Origin of the sequence: Pseudomonas peli (assembly GCF_900099645.1) — a bacterium.
GTDB classification, from domain to species: Bacteria; Pseudomonadota; Gammaproteobacteria; order Pseudomonadales; family Pseudomonadaceae; genus Aquipseudomonas; species Aquipseudomonas peli.
This window is the reverse complement of the sequence record NZ_FMTL01000001.1, coordinates 1058914-1078523: the sequence shown is the minus strand read 5'-3', so window position 1 is coordinate 1078523 and position 19610 is coordinate 1058914. Positions and strand designations below refer to the sequence as shown.

Genomic DNA, 19610 nt, shown 5'->3' with positions numbered 1-19610 from the left:
CTGGCGAGTTTCTGATCAGCCTTCTGTAAGCCGCTGTCGTGCAAGCGTGCAGTCATTCATCCTGAGCCTGCCCACAAGGTTATCCACAGTTGTCGGGGATAACTGCAACGAGCCTTGATTGCCACACGCCAGGGTTGTCTGGGCGGGGGCGCTGGGTATACTCGCCGGCAGTCTTGAACCCTGAGTGAGTCCTTATGGAACGCATTATCGAAAATGCCATGTATGCCTCGCGTTGGCTGCTGGCGCCCATCTATTTCGGCCTGTCGCTGGCCCTGTTGGCGCTGGCACTGAAGTTCTTTCAGGAAGTTTTTCACATCCTACCCAACGTCTTTGCCATGGCTGAAGCAGACCTGATTCTGGTGCTGTTGTCGCTGATCGATATGGCGCTGGTGGGCGGTCTGCTGGTGATGGTGATGATCTCCGGTTACGAGAACTTCGTTTCCCAATTGGATATCAAGGAAGGCACCGAGAAGCTCAGCTGGCTGGGCAAGATGGATTCCAGCTCGCTGAAGATGAAAGTGGCGGCTTCCATTGTGGCGATCTCCTCCATTCATCTGCTCAAAGTGTTCATGAATGCGCAGAACATCCCCGATACCAAGCTGATGTGGTACGTGATCATCCATATGGCCTTTGTGCTCTCGGCGTTTGCCATGGGCTACCTGGACAAGCTCACCAAGCACGATCACTGATCGTTTGCCGCTGGACCTGCCGCCCGGCCGTTGCAAAACGGACGGGCGGTTTGGTTTGTGCCTTGTGCTTTTGCTGTGTTGTACAAGAATTGTATTTGCATAGATTTTTGTATAACTTTGCTTGCCCGAGGACGTAGCCATGAATCTTCAAGAGCTTTCACAGCATGCCCATTCTGGAAATATCGACGCCCTCAACCTGATCTCGATTGAGGGCGGCATCTACTTGTTGGAAGCGCATATGGATGGTCGGGTCCATCCACTCAACGATGGCCAAGGCAAAACCTTGCACCTGCGCTCTGTTGAGCATGCGCGTGACCTGCTGCACGACTTGCCGCGTATCCCGTTCCACCTGGTGCACGCGGTGGTGCATGACGAGATGTGCGGCATGCAGGACGGCACCCAGGACACCCTGCGCGTACCGATTTCCTTCAATTCGTCCTGGTAATGCCTTGAACCCCCCAACCCCGCTGCTTGCTCGCCCGCTGGCTGTTATCGATGTGCAAATCACCGGCATGCATCCTGACAAGGACTGCATCTGGGAAGTTGCCGTGTTGCAGGTCGATGCGGGTTCGGTGGTGGCGCGCCACTCCTGGTTGTTAAGGCCCGCTTGTGCGCTGCCCCGCACTGTTTCGCGGCTGTCAGGTGTATTACCGGCAGAATTGGACGAGCAGCCTGTGTTTGCCGAGATTGCTGGCGAGCTGTCCCGGTTGCTGGAAGGGCGGGTGGTGGTCGGGCACAACCTGCGTGTGGCGCATGCATTTTTGCGGCGGGCCTTCACCCTCGCAGGCCTGTCGGTGCGTTACCGGCAGTTGTGCACCGTGCGGCTCGCGCGTGCCGCCTGGCCGGATTTACCGGATTACAGTCTGGAGGCGCTGTGTGAGCGTCAACAGATCCGGCGTTTCTTCCGTCATCGCGCACTACCGGACGCCGATGCCGTTTGGCAGTTGCTCTCCAGTTTGTTGGCGCAGGTGCCCGCTGAGCTACTGGACGTTCAGGTGCAACGCCAGCTGCGCAAAGCGGCAGTTCCTCGGTTCCTCAGTGCTGAGCGATTGCAAGCGCTGCCTGCGCGGCCGGGGGTTTACTACTTTTATGGCGACAATCAGGCGCTGCTGTACATCGGTAAGAGCCGTAATGTGCGTCAGCGTGTGCAATCGCATTTCCAGAATGATCACAACAGTCGTCGAAGCCTGCAGGTGGCTCAGCAGATCCGTGAGGTGCGCGTGCAGCCTACGGCCGGCGAGCTGGGTGCGCTGTTGCTGGAGGCTGCGGAGGTCAAGCGGCTTTTGCCGTTGTATAACCGGCAACTGCGGCGCCAGCGTGAACTGCTGACGTGGAGCCTTAGCCAGTCTCCGGGCGGTTGGCAGCTGGCATTGCAGGCTGTCGACGCCCACGCACCGATTGACAGCAGTGTCGGTTTATTCCGCTCAAGGCGTCAGGCTCAGGACTGGCTGCGCAGCCAGGCGCGCAAGTATCAGTTGTGTTTACGTCTGATCGGCCTGGAGGCGGGCATGGGCGCGTGCTTTGCTACTCAACTGGGGGGCTGTCAGGGCGCCTGCTGCGGGCAAGAACCTCGTGCGGCGCATGATGCCCGGCTGCTGGCCGCCTGCGAACAGCTGCGTACGGTGGCATGGCCCTGGCCGGGGACTGTCGCGCTGGTTGAGCGTGATCCTGAACATGGGCTCTCGCAGTGGCATGTGTTGGATCAGTGGCGCTACCTGGCCACGGTTGATGACCCGGCCTTGCTTCATTCCGTCAGTCAGCAGCCATCCCAGGCATTCAGTCTGGATGCCTACCACATTGTGCTGAGCCATTTACGGCGCTGCCCAAACACCGAGGTTGTTGTGTTATGACCACTCGCCGGCTCGCCCTGATACTGGGTGATCAGTTGTCTTTCGATCTGCCCAGTCTGCAGGCTCTGGACCCGCAGCAGGACGCGGTGTTGCTCGCAGAGGTGGCCGCCGAAACGGACTATGTGCCGCACCACCCGCAGAAAATCGCGCTGATCTTCAGTGCCATGCGTCACTTTGCCGAGGCATTGCGCGAGCATGGTTGGCGCGTGCAGTACGTAGCACTGGACGACCCGGACAACAGCGGCTCGCTGCCGGGAGAGTTGCAGCGCTGGGTCGCGCAGTTGCAGGCGACTGAAGTGCATGTCACCGAGTGTGGTGAGTGGCGGCTGGAAGATCAGTTGAAGCGCAGCGGCGTGCCGATCACCTGGCATGCCGACAGCCGCTTTATCTGTGGTCGTGACGAGTTTGTACAGTGGGCCGAGGGGCGCAAACAGCTGCGCATGGAGTTTTTCTACCGCGAGATGCGCCGCAAGACCGGTTTGCTGCTCAATGGTGACGGTACCCCGGTGGGCGGTGCCTGGAACTTTGATGCGGAAAACCGTAAGGCACTGCCCAAGCAGATCAAGGCGCCGATGACGGCACGCTTCTCGGCGGACGCCATTACCCAGGACGTGCTGGTGCTGGTGGCCGGGCGCTTCAGTCATCACTACGGGAGCCTGGCGTCCTTTGATTACCCAGTGACCCACGCCGACGCCGAAGCGCTGTGGCAGCACTTTCTCGATTTCGCCCTGCCGGCCTTTGGCGATTATCAGGACGCCATGGCGGTCGGTGAGCCGTTTCTGTTTCATGCGCGGATCAGCGCGGCGCTGAATATTGGTCTGCTGGATGTAAGAAGGCTGTGTGCTGATGTCGAGGCAGCCTACTGGCGTGGTCAGGTGCCGCTGAATGCTGCGGAAGGCTTTATCCGGCAGTTGATTGGTTGGCGCGAATACGTGCGCGGCATCTACTGGATGCACATGCCGGAGTACGCCGAGCGCAATGCCTTCGGCAACACTCGGCCGCTACCGGAGTTCTACTGGACCGGTAAAACCCGCATGAAATGCATGAGTCAGGCCATCGGCCAGACGTTGGAGCATGCCTATGCCCATCACATCCAGCGGCTGATGGTCACCGGCAACTTCGCCCTGCTGGCCGGTATCCAGCCCAGCCAGGTTTGCGACTGGTACCTGGCGGTGTACATGGATGCCTTCGATTGGGTCGAGCTGCCCAACACCCTGGGCATGGTCATGCACGCCGATGGCGGTTATCTGGGCTCCAAGCCCTATTGCGCCAGTGGTCAGTACATCAAACGGATGTCCAACTACTGCGGCGACTGCGCCTACAAGGTCACGGAAAGTGTGGGTGAGCAGGCTTGCCCGTTCAATGCGCTGTACTGGCATTTCCTCATGCGTCACCGCGAGCAGCTGTCCGGTAACCATCGGCTGGGCATGATCTATCGCGGTTTGGACAAGATGAGCGATGCCAAGCAGCAGGGGCTGTGGGCGCGCGGCGAGCAGTTGTTGGCGCGGCTGGATGCGGGCGATGCCCTGTGAAAAAGGCCGAATTGCCGGTCAAAACCTGTGCGGTGTGTGGCCTGCCCTTCACCTGGCGCAAGAAGTGGGCGCGTTGCTGGGATGAGGTGAAGTACTGCTCCGAGCGCTGTCGGCGTCATCGCAAGGGTACGGCAGGCGGGTAGGGCGGTCAGGCGGTTTGTGCTAGGCTGGCCGACCTTTTTTAGCCCCTAGCGGAGCCGTGCTATGTCCGAACTCAATCTCTCGACTGACGAAACCCGCGTCAGCTACGGCATTGGCCGTCAGCTGGGTGGTCAGCTGCGCGACAACCCGCCGCCGGGTGCAAGCCTGGATGCCATCATCGCCGGTATCACCGATGCCTTCGCCGGCCAGCCAAGCCGCGTCAGTGAAGCAGAACTGACCGCTAGCTTCAAAGTCATCCGTGACATCATGCAAGCCGAAGCGGCTGCCAAGGCCGAAGCGGCGGCCGGTGCGGGTCTGGCGTTCCTCGCTGAAAACGCCAAGCGTGACGGCATCACCGTTCTGGCTTCTGGCCTGCAGTACGAAGTGTTGACCGCCGGCGAAGGTGCCAAGCCTTCTCGCGAAGATACAGTGCGCACCCACTACCACGGCACCCTGATCGACGGCACTGTATTCGACAGCTCTTACGATCGTGGCCAGCCTGCCGAGTTTCCGGTTGGCGGCGTGATCGCCGGTTGGACCGAAGCCCTGCAGCTGATGAATGCCGGCAGCAAATGGCGCCTGTACGTGCCGAGCGAGCTGGCTTACGGCGAGCAAGGTGTTGGCAGCATCCCGCCGCACAGCGTGCTGGTTTTTGATGTGGAGCTGCTGGACGTTCTCTAACGCTCAGTCGGTTTACCTTCAGGGGCATGGTGCGCTCTTACTTGATGTAGGAGCGGGCCATGCCCGCGATGCGTTTCAGGGGCGCAACGCCCGGGCGTAGCAGTAGAGAAACAGATTACGCACCAACTCTTTAAGCACCAGCGGCTCGCTGGAATTTAGCTCGTGCAGATCAAGGTCGCCCTGATCACGCAGCTCATCCAGGGCATCTTCCTTAAGCAGGGCGCAAACCTCGCCGGTGTTGCGATTGAGAATGCGTAGATACGGCTGCGGGCGGTCCAGCCAGGCATCGATCAGATAGGTCATGACTCACATCTCCCTTTCAAGTGGCTAGATGAGAATAATTCTTATTATATTTATAGCAAGGATTAATCGCTGCCTTTCGTCGCGCAGTGTGATTGCTGTGGATCGCAGGTAATAAAAAGCCCGCCATATGGGCGGGCTTTTGTCTGTCCTAGGCAGCTTTAGTGCGTGCGGGCTACGGCAAAGCGGCTGAGTTCGATCAGTGCGTCGCGGTATTCGCTGGGCGGCAGTGCATCCAGGCAAGCGATGGCGCGCTCGGCGAAGTCGCGCGCTTGCTGCGCGGTGTAGTCCAATGCACCAGCCGCTTCTACGGCATTTCGGATGCTTTCCAGATCTTCGATGCCGCCTTTCTGGATCGCCTGGCGTACCAGTGCAGCTTGTTCAGGCGTCCCTTCGCGCATGGTGTAGATCAGCGGCAGGGTTGGCTTGCCCTCGGCCAGGTCGTCGCCGACGTTTTTGCCCAGGGTGGTGGCATCGCCACGGTAGTCGAGCAGGTCGTCGACCAGTTGGAAGGCCACGCCGAGGTGGTCGCCAAAGGTGCGCAGCGCTTCGGTCTGTTCGGCGTTGGCGCCGGCCAGTGCGGCGGCGCTATGGGTCGAGGCCTCGAAGAGCATCGCAGTCTTGCCGCGGATGACTTCCATATAGGTTTCTTCGGTGGTGCTGGCGTCGCGAATTTTCGACAGCTGCAGCACTTCGCCCTCGGCAATCACCCTGGTGGCCTTGGACAGGATCTTCATCACCGGCATGGAGCCCAGTTCGACCATCATTTCGAACGAGCGCGAATAAAGGAAGTCGCCGACCAGCACGCTTGGCGCGTTGCCCCACTGGGCATTGGCGGTGCTGCGGCCGCGGCGCATGTCGGACATGTCGACTACATCGTCGTGCAGCAAGGTGGCGGTGTGCAGAAATTCGATGGTGGCAGCGAGCAGGCGCAGGTTGTCGCCTTCAATGCCCAGGGCCTTGCCGCTGAGCAGAACCAGAAGCGGACGCAGGCGCTTACCGCCGGCGGAGATAATATAGTCGCCGATCTTCTCTACGAGCGGTACGCGCGACACCAGTTGGGCGCGGATGATGCCGTCGACGGCGGTAAAGTCATCCGCCACCACGCGGTAGAAAGCCTGGGGTTGCATCGCTTGCACCTGCTACTCATGGGTTGCGCGGCATGCTAGGGGGCAGGGTAGGGGCTGTCAAGGCAAGAGGCTGGTACTCTGGGTGTCGGGGCCTTGCGTCGCGCTGGCTGCTTGCGTACAATCGCGCACCCTGAACTTCCCCCTGGGTATTTCCCTGCCTTACGCAATTGCAAGGGTGTCCTTGAAGGCCCCAAGCAGCCATGCCAGCCGACACTTATTCCTATAAAGCGCTGGGTGAGCAGGATTAACGGAGATTTACCATGTACGCAGTAATTGTTACTGGTGGCAAGCAATACAAAGTCACCGAAGGCGAATTCCTCAAGGTCGAAAAACTCGAGCTGGCCACTGGCGCAGCTGTGACTTTTGACCGTGTTCTGCTGGTCGGCAATGGCGACGACGTTCAAATCGGCGCTCCGGTTGTTGAAGGTGCCAAAGTTGTTGCTGAAGTGATCGCTCAAGGTCGTCACGACAAGGTCACCATCATCAAGTTCCGTCGTCGTAAGCACCACATGAAGCGCCAGGGCCACCGTCAGTGGTACACCGAGATCAAAATCACCGGTATCCAGGCCTGATTCGTTTCGGTCTGATCCCTTTATAGGAGTATTGAACTCATGGCACACAAAAAAGCTGGCGGTAGTACCCGCAACGGTCGCGACTCAGAAGCCAAACGCCTTGGCGTGAAGATGTATGGCGGCCAGGCTATCAAAGCAGGCAACATCATCGTGCGTCAGCGCGGCACCCAGTTCCACGCCGGTTACGGCGTTGGCATGGGTAAAGATCACACTCTCTTCGCGAAAATCGAAGGCGTGATCAAGTTTGAAGTAAAAGGCGCGTTCAACCGCCGTTACGTGAGCGTCGTTGCGGCTTAATAGCGCGACTGCTGGGAAAGCCCCGTCCTTGCGACGGGGCTTTTTTGTTTCTGTATTCTTGGGGTTCTTGCCAAACTGTCCTGGGTGTTAGCGTTCGATTTGAATGCAGGTCAATTTTGCAAGAACCTGGTGTTTCTCGGTTTAGATGACCCGCGTGATTGCGGGAGGCGTAAAAATGAAATTCGTCGATGAAGTATCGATTTTTGTAAAAGCCGGCGACGGCGGTAACGGCATGATGGCTTTTCGTCGTGAAAAGTTCATCGAGAAGGGCGGTCCCAACGGTGGTGATGGCGGTGACGGTGGCTCGGTGTATATCGAGGCGGTCGAGAACTTCAATACCCTAGTGGATTACCGCTATACCCGTCGTTTCCAGGCACAGAATGGTGAGAAGGGTGGCAGCACCGACTGTACCGGTGCCAAGGGTGAGGATCTGATCCTGCCGGTGCCGATTGGTACCACGGTGATCGATGCCGGTACTCAGGAGGTGATTGGTGACCTGGTTCGCGCTGGTCAGCGTTTGATGGTGGCGCAGGGCGGTTGGCATGGTCTGGGTAACACCCGCTTCAAGTCCAGTACCAACCGTGCGCCGCGGCAAACCACGCCGGGCAAGCCGGGCGAGTCGCGCGATCTCAAGCTGGAATTGAAGGTATTGGCCGATGTCGGTCTGCTGGGCTTGCCGAATGCCGGCAAGAGTACCTTCATTCGCTCGGTGTCGGCCGCCAAGCCGAAAGTCGCTGACTATCCCTTCACCACGCTGGTGCCAAACCTGGGTGTGGTCAGTGTCGATCGCTACAAAAACTTCGTGGTTGCCGATATTCCAGGGCTGATCGAGGGTGCTTCCCACGGTGCTGGCTTGGGTATCCGCTTCCTCAAGCATTTGTCGCGTACCCGTCTGTTGCTGCATCTCGTCGATATGGCACCGTTGGATCTGACCGATCCGGCCGAGTCGGCCGCCACCATTATTGATGAGCTGACCAAGTTCAGTCCGTCGCTGGCTGAGCGTGAGCGCTGGCTGGTGCTGAACAAGGCTGACCAGATGCTCGATGAAGAGCAGGAAGCGCGGATTGCTGAAATCGTCGCGCGGATCGAGTGGACTGGGCCGGTTTATGTGATTTCTGCACTGGCGCGCCAGGGCACTGAGAAGCTCTGTTATGACATCATGGACTTCCTTGAAGCGCGCGCTGAGCGCATTCAGGAAAACCCAGAGTACGCCGCCGAGTTGGCCGAGCTGGATACGCGCATCGAGGACGAAGCGCGCGCTCAGCTGCAGGCGCTGGACGACAAGCGCGCGCTGCGTCGTTCCGGAGTCAAAGCAGTCGGTGATGTCGATGAAGACGACAGCTTCTGGGATGAAGAAGACGAAGACGATGGCCCGGAAATCATTTACGTCCGGGATTAAGCAACTACAAAACGCCGCTTAATTGCGGCGTTTTTGTAATCACAGGTCGCGGCTAAGGTTGGAAGATCATGCGTGACAAGGTAACCGGTGCGCAGCGCTGGGTAGTGAAGATTGGCAGTGCGCTGCTGACCGCTGATGGTCGTGGTCTGGATCGTGCGGCGATGGCGGTGTGGGTCAAGCAGATGGTCGCGCTGCGTGAGCAGGGTGTTGAGTTGGTGTTGGTGTCCTCCGGTGCGGTGGCGGCGGGCATGAGCAAGCTGGGTTGGGTGGTGCGACCGAGCGCCATGCATGAGTTGCAGGCTACGGCGGCGATTGGCCAGATGGTGCTGATTCAGGCGTGGGAGTCGAGCTTTGCCGAGCATGGCCGGCGCACGGCGCAGATTCTGCTGACTCATGACGATCTGTCTGATCGCAAGCGTTACCTGAATGCGCGTAGCACGCTGCGCACGCTGGTGGATCTGGATGTGGTGCCGGTGATCAACGAGAACGACACCGTGGTTACCGATGAGATCCGCTTTGGTGATAACGACACCCTGGCTGCGCTGGTAGCCAATCTGGTCGAGGCCGACCTGTTGGTTATTCTTACTGATCGCGACGGCATGTATAACGCCGATCCGCGGCATAACCCCGATGCCGAGCTGATTTTCGAGGCTCGCGCTGATGATCCAGCGCTGGATGCTGTGGCGGGTGGCGTGGGTGGCGCGCTCGGGCGTGGCGGTATGCAGACCAAGCTGCGCGCGGCGCGTTTGGCGGCGCGTTCCGGTGCTCATACGGTAATCGTTGGTGGTGCCATCGAGCAGGTGCTGGCGCGGCTCAAGGCAGGTGAGCGCCTGGGTACGCTGCTGGCGCCTGAGCGCGGCATGCTGGCAGCGCGTAAGCAGTGGCTCGCCGGGCATCTGCAGACGCGCGGCACCCTGGTGCTGGATGATGGTGCGGTCACGGCGCTGGCGACCGGTACCAAGAGTTTGTTGCCAGTTGGCGTAAAGGCCGTGCAGGGTAGCTTTCGTCGCGGAGAGATGGTGGTCTGCGTGGCGGCGGATGGTCGCGAGATTGCCCGTGGGTTGGCTAACTACAGTGCGCTTGAAGCGCAAAAGATCATCGGTCAGTCGTCGGATGCCATCGAGAGGCTGCTGGGTTATGTTGATGAGCCAGAGTTGGTTCATCGGGATAATTTGATCCTGATTTGAAAACCTGCACAAAGCCTGCTGCGCGTCGGCCCCGCTGCGTTAAAAACAGGCTCAGAATGCTCATGTACAAAAGTACACTCCGCTTCCTCGCTTGTTTTTGCCTTGCATGGCTCTAGCTCGCGAGACTTTGAATGGGTTTTGAGGGAAAGCTGATGCGAGTGGTAAAGGGATTGCTGGGTGCGCTTGTGCTGTTGCCTGGGTTGGTGGCGGCCGAGCAGATCGGTGAAGTGTCGACGGTTTTCAAGTTTATGGGGCCGAACGACAAGATCGTCGTCGAGGCGTTTGATGACCCTAAGGTGGAGGGCGTGACCTGCTACCTGTCACGGGCCAAGACCGGTGGAGTCAAGGGTGGTTTGGGTCTTGCTGAGGATCGCGCCGAGGCGTCGATTGCCTGTCGCCAGGTTGGGCCGATTAGCTTTATCGAGAAGCTCAAGGAGGGTGAAGAGGTCTTTCGTGAGCGTACTTCGCTGGTATTCAAAACCATGCAGGTCGTGCGGTTCTTCGATCAGAAGCGCAATACCCTGGTTTATCTGGTCTACAGCGATCGGGTAATCGAGGGGAGTCCGCAGAATGCGGTGACGGCCATTCCGATTCTGCCCTGGCCGCAAAAGCCCTGAGTCAAAAAAGCCCGAAGCGATTCGGGCTTTTTTGTGGCCTGCCACTCATGGCGACTGCCTCTGGGCGTTGCAGGCTGCGCCGGCAATTATTGCGAGCAATAAAAAACCGGCGGTTAAGCCGGTTTTTCAAGAACGAGTAGCATGTCGCCAACAGCTTAGGCGGCTGCAGCAGCGCTCAGGGCCTTGATGTGGCCATTGAGGCGGCTCTTATGGCGAGCGGCTTTGTTCTTGTGGATGATGCCTTTGTCGGCCATACGGTCGATTACCGGCACAGCCAGGATGTAAGCAGTAGCTGCAAGAGCAGCGTCTTTGGCTTCGATAGCCTTGACGACGTTCTTGATGTAAGTACGAACCATCGAGCGCTGGCTGGCGTTATGGCTACGACGCTTCTCAGCCTGTTTTGCGCGTTTTTTGGCAGAAGGTGTATTGGCCACCGTCAAGCTCCTCGAAGAAAAATTCTGGGGGTTACAAACAAATAAGGCCGCGAATCATGCCGATATGAGGGAGTGCTGTCAAGCCTGTTGGCTTTTCCCTACGCTGGCCTGACCAGCGGCAGACCGCTACACTCGTCGCCTTTGCGCGCCAGTGCTTGTTTGCGGAGCCGGGATACTACATGAATTTGCTCAAGTCGTTGGCCGCCGTCAGCTCCATGACCATGCTTTCGCGTGTATTGGGCTTTGTGCGCGACACCATCATTGCCCGCACCTTCGGCGCTGGCGTGGCCTCGGACGCCTTTGTGGTGGCGTTCAAGCTGCCCAATCTACTGCGGCGGATTTTTGCCGAGGGCGCGTTCTCTCAAGCCTTTGTGCCGATTCTGGCCGAATATAAAACCCAGCAGGGCGATGAGGCGGCGCGCACGTTTCTCGCTTACGTGACAGGTCTGCTGACGCTGGTGCTGGCGCTGGTAACCTTTATTGGCATTCTCGCCGCGCCGTGGCTTGTCTGGGCCTCCGCCCCTGGTTTCGCCGATGAGGTGGAGCGCTTTGAGCTGACCACCGACCTACTGCGGGTGACCTTTCCTTATATCTTGCTGATCTCCCTGTCCTCGTTGGCGGGGGCGGTGCTCAATACCTGGAACAGGTTCTCGGTGCCGGCCTTTGTGCCGACTCTGCTCAACGTCAGCATGATCGTATTTGCCCTGTTTCTGACCCCCTATTTCGATCCGCCGATCATGGCGCTGGGCTGGGCGGTGCTGGTGGGGGGGCTGGCGCAGTTGCTGTTCCAACTGCCGCATTTGCACAAGATCGGCATGCTGGTGCTGCCGCGTCTGAACCTCAAGGACACAGGCGTGTGGCGCGTGATGAAGCAGATGGGGCCGGCGATCTTCGGGGTGTCGGTCAGCCAGATTTCGCTGATCATCAATACGATTTTTGCCTCCTTTCTGGTCGCCGGCTCCGTGTCCTGGATGTATTACGCCGATCGCTTGATGGAGTTGCCTGCTGGTGTGCTCGGTGTGGCGCTGGGGACCATTTTGCTGCCAGCCTTGTCGAAAACCCATTCGGGCGCCAACCGCGAGGACTACTCCAAGCTGCTCGACTGGGGCTTGCGTCTGTGTCTGGTGTTGGCGTTGCCCAGTGCGGTGGCGTTGGCGATTATCTCCGAGCCGTTGATCGCCTCGCTGTTCCAGTATGGCAAGTTCACCGCTGACGATACCTTGATGACCCAGCGGGCCTTGATTGCTTATTCGCTGGGCCTGGTCGGCATCATTCTGGTGAAAATTCTCGCGCCGGCCTTTTATGCTCAGCAGAACATCAAAACCCCGGTGCGTATCGGTCTGGTGACATTGTTGGCGACCCAGGCGATGAATGTGCTGTTTATCTTTGTAATTCCCTTGGCGCATGCCGGTTTGGCTTTGGCCATCGGTCTTGCCGCCTGTCTGAATGCTGGTCTGTTGTACTGGCAGCTACGCAAACGCGACATGTTTCAGCCACAGCCGGGTTGGGCGTTGTTCCTCGGCAAGCTTTTGCTGGCGCTGCTGGCGATGGTGGCGGTGTTACTGCTGGCTATGCAGCAGCTGCCAGCTTGGGCGGACAGTACTATGCTCTGGCGTTTGCTGCGCCTGGGTGGGCTGGTGGGGGTTGGTATGTTGGCCTATTTGGCCGTGTTGGTGCTGCTGGGGTTCCGTTTGAAGGATTTTGCTCGCCGCAGCGCGCTCTGACGGCGGCTGATTTGCTGCCTGTTGTCCGCTGCTCGGTGTGCGTATAATCGGCCACTTTATGAGCAAGAAGCGCGTTATGCAGCTGGTTCGAGGCCTACACAACTTGCGGCCCCAGCATCGGGGCTGTGTCGCCACCATCGGTAATTTCGACGGCGTCCATCGTGGTCATCAGGCCATTTTGGCGCGTTTGCGTGAGCGTTCCGCCGAGCTCGGTGTGCCCAGTTGCGTGTTGATTTTCGAGCCGCAGCCGCGTGAGTTTTTTGCTCCCGATGCCGCGCCGGCACGCTTAGCGCGGTTGCGCGACAAGCTGGCATTGCTGGCCGCTGAAGGCGTTGATCGGGTGCTGTGCCTGAGTTTCAACCGCCGCTTGCGTGAGCTGAGCGCTGCCGAGTTCGTGCATCGCGTGCTGGTGGAAGGCTTGGGTGTGCAGCACCTGGAAGTGGGTGATGACTTCCGCTTTGGTTGTGACCGCGCCGGCGATTTTGCCTTTTTGGCCGAAGCCGGTGAGCGTGAAGGCTTTAGCGTTGAAGCTGCCAGTACGGTTGAGCTGGACGGTATTCGCGTCAGCAGTACGCGGGTGCGTGAAGCCCTTGATGTCGGTGATTTTGCCTTGGCGCAGCACTTGCTCGGGCGGCCCTTCCAGATCGCCGGGCGGGTGTTGCACGGGCAAAAACTCGGCCGCCAGCTGAATGCGCCGACCGCCAATGTGCAGCTCAAGCGCAAGCGGGTGCCGCTTAAGGGCGTGTATCTGGTCAGTACCGAGATCGACGGCCAAACTTGGCCGGGCGTTGCCAATATCGGCGTGCGCCCGAGTGTTGCAGGCGACGGCCGCGCCCATCTGGAAGTGCATTTGCTGGACTTTGCCGGTGATTTATATGGCCGGCGTTTGACGGTGGCTTTCCACCACAAGCTGCGCGATGAGCAGCGTTTCGCCTCCCTTGAGGCATTGAAGATGGCAATTGCTGCCGATATTGCTGCCGCCCGTGCCCATTGGCGCGTTTAAGCACCCGGCTTCAACTGCTGGGTGCCAATCGCTTACGAAGAGCCTGAAATGACCGATTACAAAGCCACGCTTAATCTGCCTGATACCCAATTTCCGATGAAGGCCGGCCTGCCGCAGCGCGAGCCGCAGATTCTGCAGCGCTGGAACGAGATTGGCCTGTATCAGAAGCTGCGCGCGCAAGGCGAAGGCCGGCCGAAGTTTGTTCTGCACGATGGCCCGCCCTATGCCAACGGCAGCATTCACATCGGTCATGCGGTCAACAAGATCCTCAAGGACATCATCACCCGCTCCAAGACCCTGGCCGGCTTCGACGCCCCTTATGTACCGGGCTGGGACTGTCATGGCTTGCCGATCGAGCACAAGGTGGAAACCACCTTTGGCAAGAATCAGCCAGCCGACCTGACTCGCGAGCGCTGCCGCACCTATGCCGGCGAGCAGATCGAAGGGCAGAAGGCCGACTTCGTCCGCCTCGGCGTGCTGGGCGATTGGGATAATCCGTACAAGACCATGGATTTTGCCAACGAAGCCGGCGAAATCCGCGTGCTGGCCGAGATGGTCAAGCAGGGCTTTGTGTTCAAGGGCCTGAAGCCGGTCAACTGGTGCTTCGATTGCGGCTCGGCGCTGGCCGAAGCGGAAGTCGAGTATCAGGACAAGAAGTCCGATGCCATCGACGTGGCCTTTGTGGTTGAAGATGCCGACAAACTGGCCGCCGCTTTCGGCCTGGCCAGCCTGCCGAAGCCGGCTTCCATCGTGATCTGGACCACCACGCCGTGGACCATCCCGGCCAACCAGGCGCTGAACGTTCACCCTGAATTTACCTACGCACTGGTCGACACCGGCGAGCGCCTGCTGCTGCTGGCCGAAGAACTGGTGCAAGGCTGCCTGGCCCGTTATGGCCTGCAAGGCGAAGTCATTGCCACTGCTCCGGGCGCTGCGCTGGAGCTGATCCGCTTCCGCCATCCATTCTATGAGCGTTTCGCCCCGGTTTACCTGGCCGAGTACGTCGAACTGGGCGCCGGTACCGGCGTCGTGCACTCGGCCCCGGCCTACGGCGAGGACGACTTCCGTTCCTGCAAAGGCTACGGCATGAGCAATGACGACATCCTCAGCCCAGTGCAGAGCAACGGCGTGTATGTCAGCGACCTGCCGTTCTTTGGCGGTCAGTTTATCTGGAAAGCCAACCCGGCCATCGTCGCCAAGCTGGACGAAGCGGGCGCGTTGCTCAAGCACGAGGCTATCCAACACAGCTATATGCACTGCTGGCGGCACAAGACCCCGCTGATCTACCGCGCCACTGCGCAGTGGTTCGTCGGTATGGACAAGGTCATCAGCGATGGCAGCTCGCTGCGTCGCCGTGCGCTGGACGCCGTCGAGCAGACTGAGTTTGTACCGGCCTGGGGCCAGGCGCGCCTGCACAGCATGATTGCCGGCCGCCCGGACTGGTGTATCTCGCGTCAGCGTAACTGGGGTGTACCGATCCCGTTCTTCTTGCACAAGGCTACGGGCGAGCTGCACCCGCGCAGCGCCGAGTTGATGGAAGAAGTGGCCAAGCGCGTCGAGCAGCAAGGCATCGAGGCCTGGTTCAAACTCGACGCTGCTGAGCTGCTCGGCGACGAAGCGGCCGACTACGACAAGATCAGCGACACCCTGGACGTTTGGTTCGATTCCGGCACCACTCACTGGCATGTGCTGCGCGGCTCCCATCCGCTTGGTCACGCTGTTGGCCCACGCGCCGATCTGTACTTGGAAGGTTCCGACCAGCATCGCGGCTGGTTCCATTCCTCCCTGCTCACCGGCGCTGCCATCGATGGCCATGCACCGTACAAGGAGCTGTTGACCCACGGTTTTGTGGTCGATGAGAACGGCCGCAAGATGTCCAAGTCCTTGGGCAACGTGGTTGCGCCGCAGGAAGTGAATGACAGCCTGGGCGCCGATATCCTGCGCCTGTGGGTGTCGTCTACCGACTATTCGGGCGAGATGGCCGTGTCCAAGGTCATCCTGCAGCGCAGCGCCGATTCTTACCGGCGTATCCGCAACACCGCACGCTTCCTGCTCTCCAACCTCAGCGGTTTTGATCCGGCGCAACACCTGCTGCCAACTGAAGACATGCTGGCGCTGGACCGTTGGGCCGTAGATCGCGCCTTGCTGCTGCAGCGCGAAATCGAAGAGGCCTACGACAGCTACCGCTTCTGGAACGTGTACCAGAAGGTGCACAACTTCTGCGTGCAGGAGCTGGGCGGCTTCTACCTCGACATCATCAAGGACCGTCAGTACACCACCGCCGCCGACAGCGTGGCGCGTCGCTCCTGCCAGACCGCGTTGTTCCATATCGCCGAAGCCCTGGTGCGCTGGATCGCCCCGGTGCTGTCGTTCACCGCCGATGAACTGTGGGAATACCTGCCGGGCGCGCGCAACGAATCGGTAATGCTCAATGGCTGGTATCAGGGCCTGAGCGAGCTGCCTGAAGGCTTCGAGCTGGACCGTGCGTTCTGGGAGCGCGTGATGGCGGTCAAGGTCGCGGTAAACAAGGAAATGGAAAACCTGCGCGCCGCCAAGGCCATCGGTGGCAACCTGCAGGCGGAAGTCACCCTGTATGCCGAAGACAGCCTGATCAGAGATCTGAACAAGTTGGGTAATGAGCTGCGCTTCGTGTTGATTACCTCCACCGCCAGCCTGGCTCCGCTCAGCAGCGCGCCGAGCGATGCCGTGGTAACCGAAGTGGCGGGGCTCAAGCTGAAAGTGCTGAAGTCCGGTCACGCCAAGTGCGCCCGCTGCTGGCACCACCGTGAGGATGTTGGCGTGAAGCCGGCACATCCGGAAATCTGCGGTCGCTGCGTGGACAACATCGAAGGCGCGGGCGAGGTTCGTCACTATGCGTAATAACGGCATGTCTAACGCCAGTCGTTTTGGGCGTTTGGCCTGGTTGTGGCTGAGCCTGCTGGTGTTTGTGGTCGATCAGGCGAGCAAGTTTTGGTTCGACAACAACCTGAGCATGTACCAGCAGATCGTGATTATTCCGGATTACTTCAGCTGGACCCTGGCCTACAACACTGGCGCGGCGTTCAGCTTCCTGGCAGATGCGGCGGGCTGGCAGCGCTGGTTCTTCGCTGCGATTGCCGTGGTGGTGAGCGGGGTGCTGGTGGTTTGGCTCAAGCGCCTCAAACCAGGCGAAACCTGGCTTGCGGTGGCCTTGGCGTTGGTGCTCGGCGGCGCGCTGGGTAACCTAGTCGACCGCGTGGTGTTTGGTCATGTGGTCGACTTCATCCTGTTGCACTGGCATCAGCAGTGGTATTTCCCGGCCTTCAACGTGGCCGATATGGCGATTACCGGCGGTGCCATCCTGCTGGCGCTGGATATGTTCAAAAGTGAGAAGTCCGGAGAAACCGCTCATGACTGACCCTCTCATCCAAGAGCTGCGAATCGGTCCGAACAAGGAAGTGACCTTGCATTTCGCCCTCAAGCTGGACAATGGCGATGTGGTCGACAGCACCTTCGATAAAAAGCCCGCCACCTTCAAGGTCGGCGATGGCAACCTGTTACCTGGCTTTGAGCAGGCCATCTACGGCTTGAAGGCGGGCGATAAACGCAGCCTGTCGATCAGTCCGGAGCAGGGCTTTGGTCAGGGCAATCCACAGAATATCCAGGTCATGCCGCGCAGCCAGTTTCAGGATATGGAGCTGTCTGAGGGCCTGCTGGTGATCTTCAATGATGCCGCCAATGCCGAGCTGCCGGGTGTGGTCAAAGCTTTTGACGACAGTCAGGTGACCATCGACTTCAATCACCCGCTGGCCGGCAAGGCGCTGAGCTTCGATGTTGAGATTATTGAGGTCAAAGCGCTCTAGGGTGTAGCCCGCTCCTGTGGGAGCGGCTTTCGCCTTGAGTGTTCCCGCGTGATCCTCGCGATCACGGCGGCTTATACAGATTGCTTCCCCAGTGCGTGCGGCCGCGCCGTACACTAGTCCGCAAGGCCTACCGTCGAGATACCCGCCATGCATATCAAACTCGCCAATCCCCGCGGCTTCTGTGCCGGCGTCGACCGCGCCATTGAAATCGTCAACCGCGCGCTGGAGGTCTTCGGTCCGCCGATCTATGTGCGCCATGAAGTGGTGCACAACAAATTTGTGGTCGAAGACCTGCGTTCGCGTGGAGCGATCTTCGTCGAAGAGCTGGATCAGATTCCTGACGATGTCATCGTTATCTTCAGTGCTCATGGTGTCTCCCAGGCCGTGCGCGCTGAAGCAGAGCGCCGCGGCCTGAAGATATTCGACGCCACCTGTCCGCTGGTAACCAAGGTGCATATGGAAGTGGTGCGTTACAGCCGAGAGGGGCGCGAGTGTATCCTGATCGGCCACGAAGGTCATCCGGAAGTCGAAGGCACCATGGGCCAGTACGACGCAAGCAACGGCGGCGCCATCTACCTGGTAGAGGACGAAACGGACGTCGCCGAGTTGCAGGTACGTAACTCAGAGGCACTGGCTTTCGTCACTCAGACCACCCTGTCGATGGACGACACCAGCAAAGTCATCGACGCCCTACGCGCCAAATTCCCCGCTATCGGTGGCCCGCGTAAGGACGACATCTGCTATGCCACCCAGAACCGCCAGGACGCTGTCAAACAACTCGCTGCAGAATGCGACGTGCTACTGGTAGTAGGCAGCCCCAACAGCTCCAACTCCAACCGCTTGCGCGAACTGGCGGAGCGCATGGGAACCCCGGCCTATCTCATTGATGGCGCAGAGGACCTCAAGCAGGAGTGGTTTGTGGGAGTTGCAGGGATTGGTATTACTGCGGGTGCATCTGCACCGGAGGTGCTGGTGCAAGGAGTGATACAGCAGCTAAGCGAATGGGGCGCAACTGGCGCACAAGAGTTGCTGGGGCGGCCTGAGAATGTGACGTTTTCGATGCCGAAGGAGTTAAGGGTAATTGCAAGGCAGTAACCTTCAATCCCTTAGTATATTCACAATGTAGTCCATATGTTCCATCTGAGCATCCCTGATATTCTGCATTTGGGAGTGTTATGGAACTTCTGATAGTCAGTGCATCAACGCGCCATTCCAATTTTTTCTGATACGTGCAGTCGCGATCAATCGGTGTGATGAGTGTGGGGGCGTACGTCGAAGATTAGGCTTAGATAGAGTTTTCTATTGAGAGCGGGAAGTAAGTGTCGTGTGCAACCCGTGAATGTTAACTGGTGTTAGAAATAATCTGCCGTGTTTGACGGTTGGGGATGGTAAAACTAGCCCCAGCCCCGCCCTTCCATATTAGATATATGGGAGGGCGGGGCGCGTAGATCCAGGGCTATAGCGAGTGTTTGTTATTTCCAGCATTCCTCCGCAGGCTTTGTTCCAGACCGGCCTTTTATACCTAGGGCATTAAGCGTCATGTTTCCACATGCAGTGTCGCCAATTTTTTGTGTTGCAGTCAGTGTGTAACCGCCATCGTTAGCGACAGAGGATACTTGGGCTTCGTAGTAGCCGTTCTCGGATATTATTTTCTTAGCTGCGGTATCTGTTTTCTGTACCCCCAGCAAGGCCAGCTCGTCGTTATTTGTTATGTAGCGATTGTTCTGTGCTAAGAATCTTTCTTGACGAGCTGCAATATCACTAAGTAAGCCGATAGCTTCAGTTCGCTTTGTCCTAGTCATATATTCGCTGTAGTTGGGTATCGCAATAGACGCGATGATCCCAATTATTGCGATAACCATCATTAGCTCAACTAAAGTAAAGCCTTTGTACTTATTCTGCATTTTTGAGTCCGTCCATTTCTTCTGCCGTTAGTGGCGGTAGCTCATGGATATAAACGCTTTTAATGATGTTATTTGGCGATCCGATGTCGCCGGAAAAATTAATCAAAGCGCCTGGTTTTAACGAGAATATTACTGGCGAATTACCTGATAGTACGGAATTTGCCAGTGAGTATTTGTTGTCGTTTACAGTGATTGTGTTTTTTTCAACAGAAACGTCTTGAATATGACCCACTTCTTCGAAGGTGGCCGCCAGTAGAGTAGGAGAAACAAGAACTCCTAGAAGAAGCAGCGTCTTATGCATTTTCATG

22 protein-coding genes are annotated in these 19610 nt (G+C 58.6%); 17 read left to right on the top strand and 5 right to left on the bottom strand.

Annotated elements, in window-relative coordinates:
- Nucleotides 1-194 precede the first annotated feature (194 nt).
- From BLO50_RS05295 to bamJ, 6 genes are all read left to right on the top strand, one after another.
- Nucleotides 195-689: a TIGR00645 family protein gene (locus BLO50_RS05295; RefSeq protein ID WP_090249435.1), complete on the top strand. Its 495-nt coding sequence runs from the start codon at nt 195-197 to the stop codon at nt 687-689.
- A gap of 139 nt (nt 690-828) precedes the next feature.
- Nucleotides 829-1134 carry a DUF6482 family protein gene (locus BLO50_RS05290; RefSeq protein ID WP_090249432.1) on the top strand — a complete coding sequence of 102 codons (306 nt, stop codon included), beginning with the start codon at nt 829-831 and terminating at the stop codon, nt 1132-1134.
- 4 nt (nt 1135-1138) lie between these two features.
- Nucleotides 1139-2539 (top strand): 3'-5' exonuclease family protein, encoded by a 1401-nt coding sequence (locus tag BLO50_RS05285; RefSeq protein ID WP_244152838.1) that lies wholly within the window; start codon nt 1139-1141, stop codon nt 2537-2539.
- Nucleotides 2536-4071, top strand: a complete 1536-nt coding sequence (locus BLO50_RS05280) for a cryptochrome/photolyase family protein (RefSeq protein ID WP_090249426.1) — start codon at nt 2536-2538, stop codon at nt 4069-4071. The genes BLO50_RS05285 and BLO50_RS05280 overlap by 4 nt, the downstream gene beginning before the upstream one ends.
- Nucleotides 4068-4214, top strand: coding sequence for a DUF2256 domain-containing protein (locus BLO50_RS05275; protein ID WP_090249423.1), 147 nt, complete (start codon nt 4068-4070; stop codon nt 4212-4214). The genes BLO50_RS05280 and BLO50_RS05275 overlap by 4 nt, the downstream gene beginning before the upstream one ends.
- 61 nt (nt 4215-4275) lie before the next feature.
- Entirely contained in the window at nt 4276-4893 is a 618-nt protein-coding gene (gene bamJ / locus BLO50_RS05270; RefSeq protein ID WP_090249420.1) for a BamJ family beta-barrel-assembly machinery protein, read from the top strand.
- A 75-nt stretch (nt 4894-4968) separates the two neighbouring features.
- Here the strand turns inward: bamJ and BLO50_RS05265 are convergent, their stop codons facing one another.
- Entirely contained in the window at nt 4969-5196 is a 228-nt protein-coding gene (locus BLO50_RS05265; RefSeq protein ID WP_090249418.1) for a PA4570 family protein, read from the bottom strand.
- 158 nt (nt 5197-5354) lie between these two features.
- Nucleotides 5355-6323, bottom strand: coding sequence for a polyprenyl synthetase family protein (locus BLO50_RS05260; RefSeq protein ID WP_090251265.1), 969 nt, complete (start codon nt 6321-6323; stop codon nt 5355-5357).
- 260 nt (nt 6324-6583) lie between these two features.
- Here BLO50_RS05260 and rplU point away from each other — a divergent pair, with 260 nt between their 5' ends.
- From rplU to BLO50_RS05235, 5 genes are all read left to right on the top strand, one after another.
- Nucleotides 6584-6895, top strand: coding sequence for a 50S ribosomal protein L21 (gene rplU / locus BLO50_RS05255; protein WP_090249415.1), 312 nt, complete (start codon nt 6584-6586; stop codon nt 6893-6895).
- Nucleotides 6896-6934: 39 nt separating this feature from the next.
- Complete coding sequence (gene rpmA, locus BLO50_RS05250) at nt 6935-7192, top strand: 50S ribosomal protein L27 (RefSeq protein ID WP_085584170.1); 258 nt, start codon at nt 6935-6937, stop codon at nt 7190-7192.
- A gap of 175 nt (nt 7193-7367) precedes the next feature.
- A complete protein-coding gene (gene cgtA, locus BLO50_RS05245) occupies nt 7368-8591 on the top strand; it encodes an Obg family GTPase CgtA (RefSeq protein ID WP_090249412.1) in 1224 nt (407 codons plus the stop codon).
- A 68-nt stretch (nt 8592-8659) separates the two neighbouring features.
- Complete coding sequence (proB, locus tag BLO50_RS05240) at nt 8660-9778, top strand: glutamate 5-kinase (RefSeq protein WP_090249409.1); 1119 nt, start codon at nt 8660-8662, stop codon at nt 9776-9778.
- Nucleotides 9779-9930: 152 nt separating this feature from the next.
- On the top strand, nt 9931-10395 hold the full coding sequence (locus tag BLO50_RS05235; RefSeq protein WP_090249406.1) for a CreA family protein: 465 nt from the start codon (nt 9931-9933) through the stop codon (nt 10393-10395).
- A 155-nt stretch (nt 10396-10550) separates the two neighbouring features.
- Here the strand turns inward: BLO50_RS05235 and rpsT are convergent, their stop codons facing one another.
- Nucleotides 10551-10829 carry a 30S ribosomal protein S20 gene (rpsT, locus tag BLO50_RS05230; RefSeq protein ID WP_090249403.1) on the bottom strand — a complete coding sequence of 93 codons (279 nt, stop codon included), beginning with the start codon at nt 10827-10829 and terminating at the stop codon, nt 10551-10553.
- A gap of 179 nt (nt 10830-11008) precedes the next feature.
- Between rpsT and murJ the strand changes: the two genes are divergently transcribed.
- From murJ to ispH, 6 genes are all read left to right on the top strand, one after another.
- Nucleotides 11009-12553 carry a murein biosynthesis integral membrane protein MurJ gene (gene murJ / locus BLO50_RS05225; protein WP_090249400.1) on the top strand — a complete coding sequence of 515 codons (1545 nt, stop codon included), beginning with the start codon at nt 11009-11011 and terminating at the stop codon, nt 12551-12553.
- Nucleotides 12554-12629: 76 nt separating this feature from the next.
- Nucleotides 12630-13556 carry a bifunctional riboflavin kinase/FAD synthetase gene (ribF, locus tag BLO50_RS05220; RefSeq protein WP_167354432.1) on the top strand — a complete coding sequence of 309 codons (927 nt, stop codon included), beginning with the start codon at nt 12630-12632 and terminating at the stop codon, nt 13554-13556.
- Between the two features lie 48 nt (nt 13557-13604).
- Nucleotides 13605-16436 (top strand): isoleucine--tRNA ligase, encoded by a 2832-nt coding sequence (gene ileS / locus BLO50_RS05215; protein WP_090249394.1) that lies wholly within the window; start codon nt 13605-13607, stop codon nt 16434-16436.
- Nucleotides 16437-16443: 7 nt separating this feature from the next.
- Complete coding sequence (gene lspA / locus BLO50_RS05210; RefSeq protein ID WP_090251262.1) at nt 16444-16953, top strand: signal peptidase II; 510 nt, start codon at nt 16444-16446, stop codon at nt 16951-16953.
- A complete protein-coding gene (gene fkpB, locus BLO50_RS05205) occupies nt 16946-17398 on the top strand; it encodes an FKBP-type peptidyl-prolyl cis-trans isomerase (protein ID WP_090249391.1) in 453 nt (150 codons plus the stop codon). The genes lspA and fkpB overlap by 8 nt, the downstream gene beginning before the upstream one ends.
- A gap of 147 nt (nt 17399-17545) precedes the next feature.
- On the top strand, nt 17546-18493 hold the full coding sequence (gene ispH / locus BLO50_RS05200) for a 4-hydroxy-3-methylbut-2-enyl diphosphate reductase (protein ID WP_090249388.1): 948 nt from the start codon (nt 17546-17548) through the stop codon (nt 18491-18493).
- A 377-nt stretch (nt 18494-18870) separates the two neighbouring features.
- Here ispH and BLO50_RS05195 read toward each other — a convergent pair whose 3' ends face one another.
- Together BLO50_RS05195 and BLO50_RS05190 are read right to left on the bottom strand one after the other, a co-directional pair.
- Nucleotides 18871-19302 carry a type IV pilin protein gene (locus BLO50_RS05195; RefSeq protein ID WP_090249385.1) on the bottom strand — a complete coding sequence of 144 codons (432 nt, stop codon included), beginning with the start codon at nt 19300-19302 and terminating at the stop codon, nt 18871-18873.
- Nucleotides 19292-19609 (bottom strand): PilY2 family type 4a fimbrial biogenesis protein, encoded by a 318-nt coding sequence (locus BLO50_RS05190; protein ID WP_090249382.1) that lies wholly within the window; start codon nt 19607-19609, stop codon nt 19292-19294. Before BLO50_RS05190 ends, BLO50_RS05195 begins: the two co-directional genes overlap by 11 nt.
- Nucleotide 19610 lies beyond the last annotated feature (1 nt).

Bases quoted from the DNA above. Each gene is read 5' to 3' on its own strand.
- BLO50_RS05235 (WP_090249406.1), top strand. From the start codon at position 9,931: ATGCGAGTGGTAAAGGGATTGCTGGGTGCGCTTGTGCTGTTGCCTGGG.
- lspA (WP_090251262.1), top strand. From the start codon at position 16,444: ATGTCTAACGCCAGTCGTTTTGGGCGTTTGGCCTGGTTGTGGCTGAGC.
- proB (WP_090249409.1), top strand. From the start codon at position 8,660: ATGCGTGACAAGGTAACCGGTGCGCAGCGCTGGGTAGTGAAGATTGGC.
- murJ (WP_090249400.1), top strand. From the start codon at position 11,009: ATGAATTTGCTCAAGTCGTTGGCCGCCGTCAGCTCCATGACCATGCTT.
- ribF (WP_167354432.1), top strand. From the start codon at position 12,630: ATGCAGCTGGTTCGAGGCCTACACAACTTGCGGCCCCAGCATCGGGGC.
- rpmA (WP_085584170.1), top strand. From the start codon at position 6,935: ATGGCACACAAAAAAGCTGGCGGTAGTACCCGCAACGGTCGCGACTCA.
- bamJ (WP_090249420.1), top strand. From the start codon at position 4,276: ATGTCCGAACTCAATCTCTCGACTGACGAAACCCGCGTCAGCTACGGC.
- cgtA (WP_090249412.1), top strand. From the start codon at position 7,368: ATGAAATTCGTCGATGAAGTATCGATTTTTGTAAAAGCCGGCGACGGC.
- ileS (WP_090249394.1), top strand. From the start codon at position 13,605: ATGACCGATTACAAAGCCACGCTTAATCTGCCTGATACCCAATTTCCG.
- BLO50_RS05195 (WP_090249385.1), bottom strand. From the start codon at position 19,302: ATGCAGAATAAGTACAAAGGCTTTACTTTAGTTGAGCTAATGATGGTT.
- fkpB (WP_090249391.1), top strand. From the start codon at position 16,946: ATGACTGACCCTCTCATCCAAGAGCTGCGAATCGGTCCGAACAAGGAA.
- BLO50_RS05265 (WP_090249418.1), bottom strand. From the start codon at position 5,196: ATGACCTATCTGATCGATGCCTGGCTGGACCGCCCGCAGCCGTATCTA.
- rplU (WP_090249415.1), top strand. From the start codon at position 6,584: ATGTACGCAGTAATTGTTACTGGTGGCAAGCAATACAAAGTCACCGAA.
- BLO50_RS05295 (WP_090249435.1), top strand. From the start codon at position 195: ATGGAACGCATTATCGAAAATGCCATGTATGCCTCGCGTTGGCTGCTG.
- BLO50_RS05280 (WP_090249426.1), top strand. From the start codon at position 2,536: ATGACCACTCGCCGGCTCGCCCTGATACTGGGTGATCAGTTGTCTTTC.
- BLO50_RS05190 (WP_090249382.1), bottom strand. From the start codon at position 19,609: ATGAAAATGCATAAGACGCTGCTTCTTCTAGGAGTTCTTGTTTCTCCT.
- BLO50_RS05260 (WP_090251265.1), bottom strand. From the start codon at position 6,323: ATGCAACCCCAGGCTTTCTACCGCGTGGTGGCGGATGACTTTACCGCC.
- BLO50_RS05290 (WP_090249432.1), top strand. From the start codon at position 829: ATGAATCTTCAAGAGCTTTCACAGCATGCCCATTCTGGAAATATCGAC.
- ispH (WP_090249388.1), top strand. From the start codon at position 17,546: ATGCATATCAAACTCGCCAATCCCCGCGGCTTCTGTGCCGGCGTCGAC.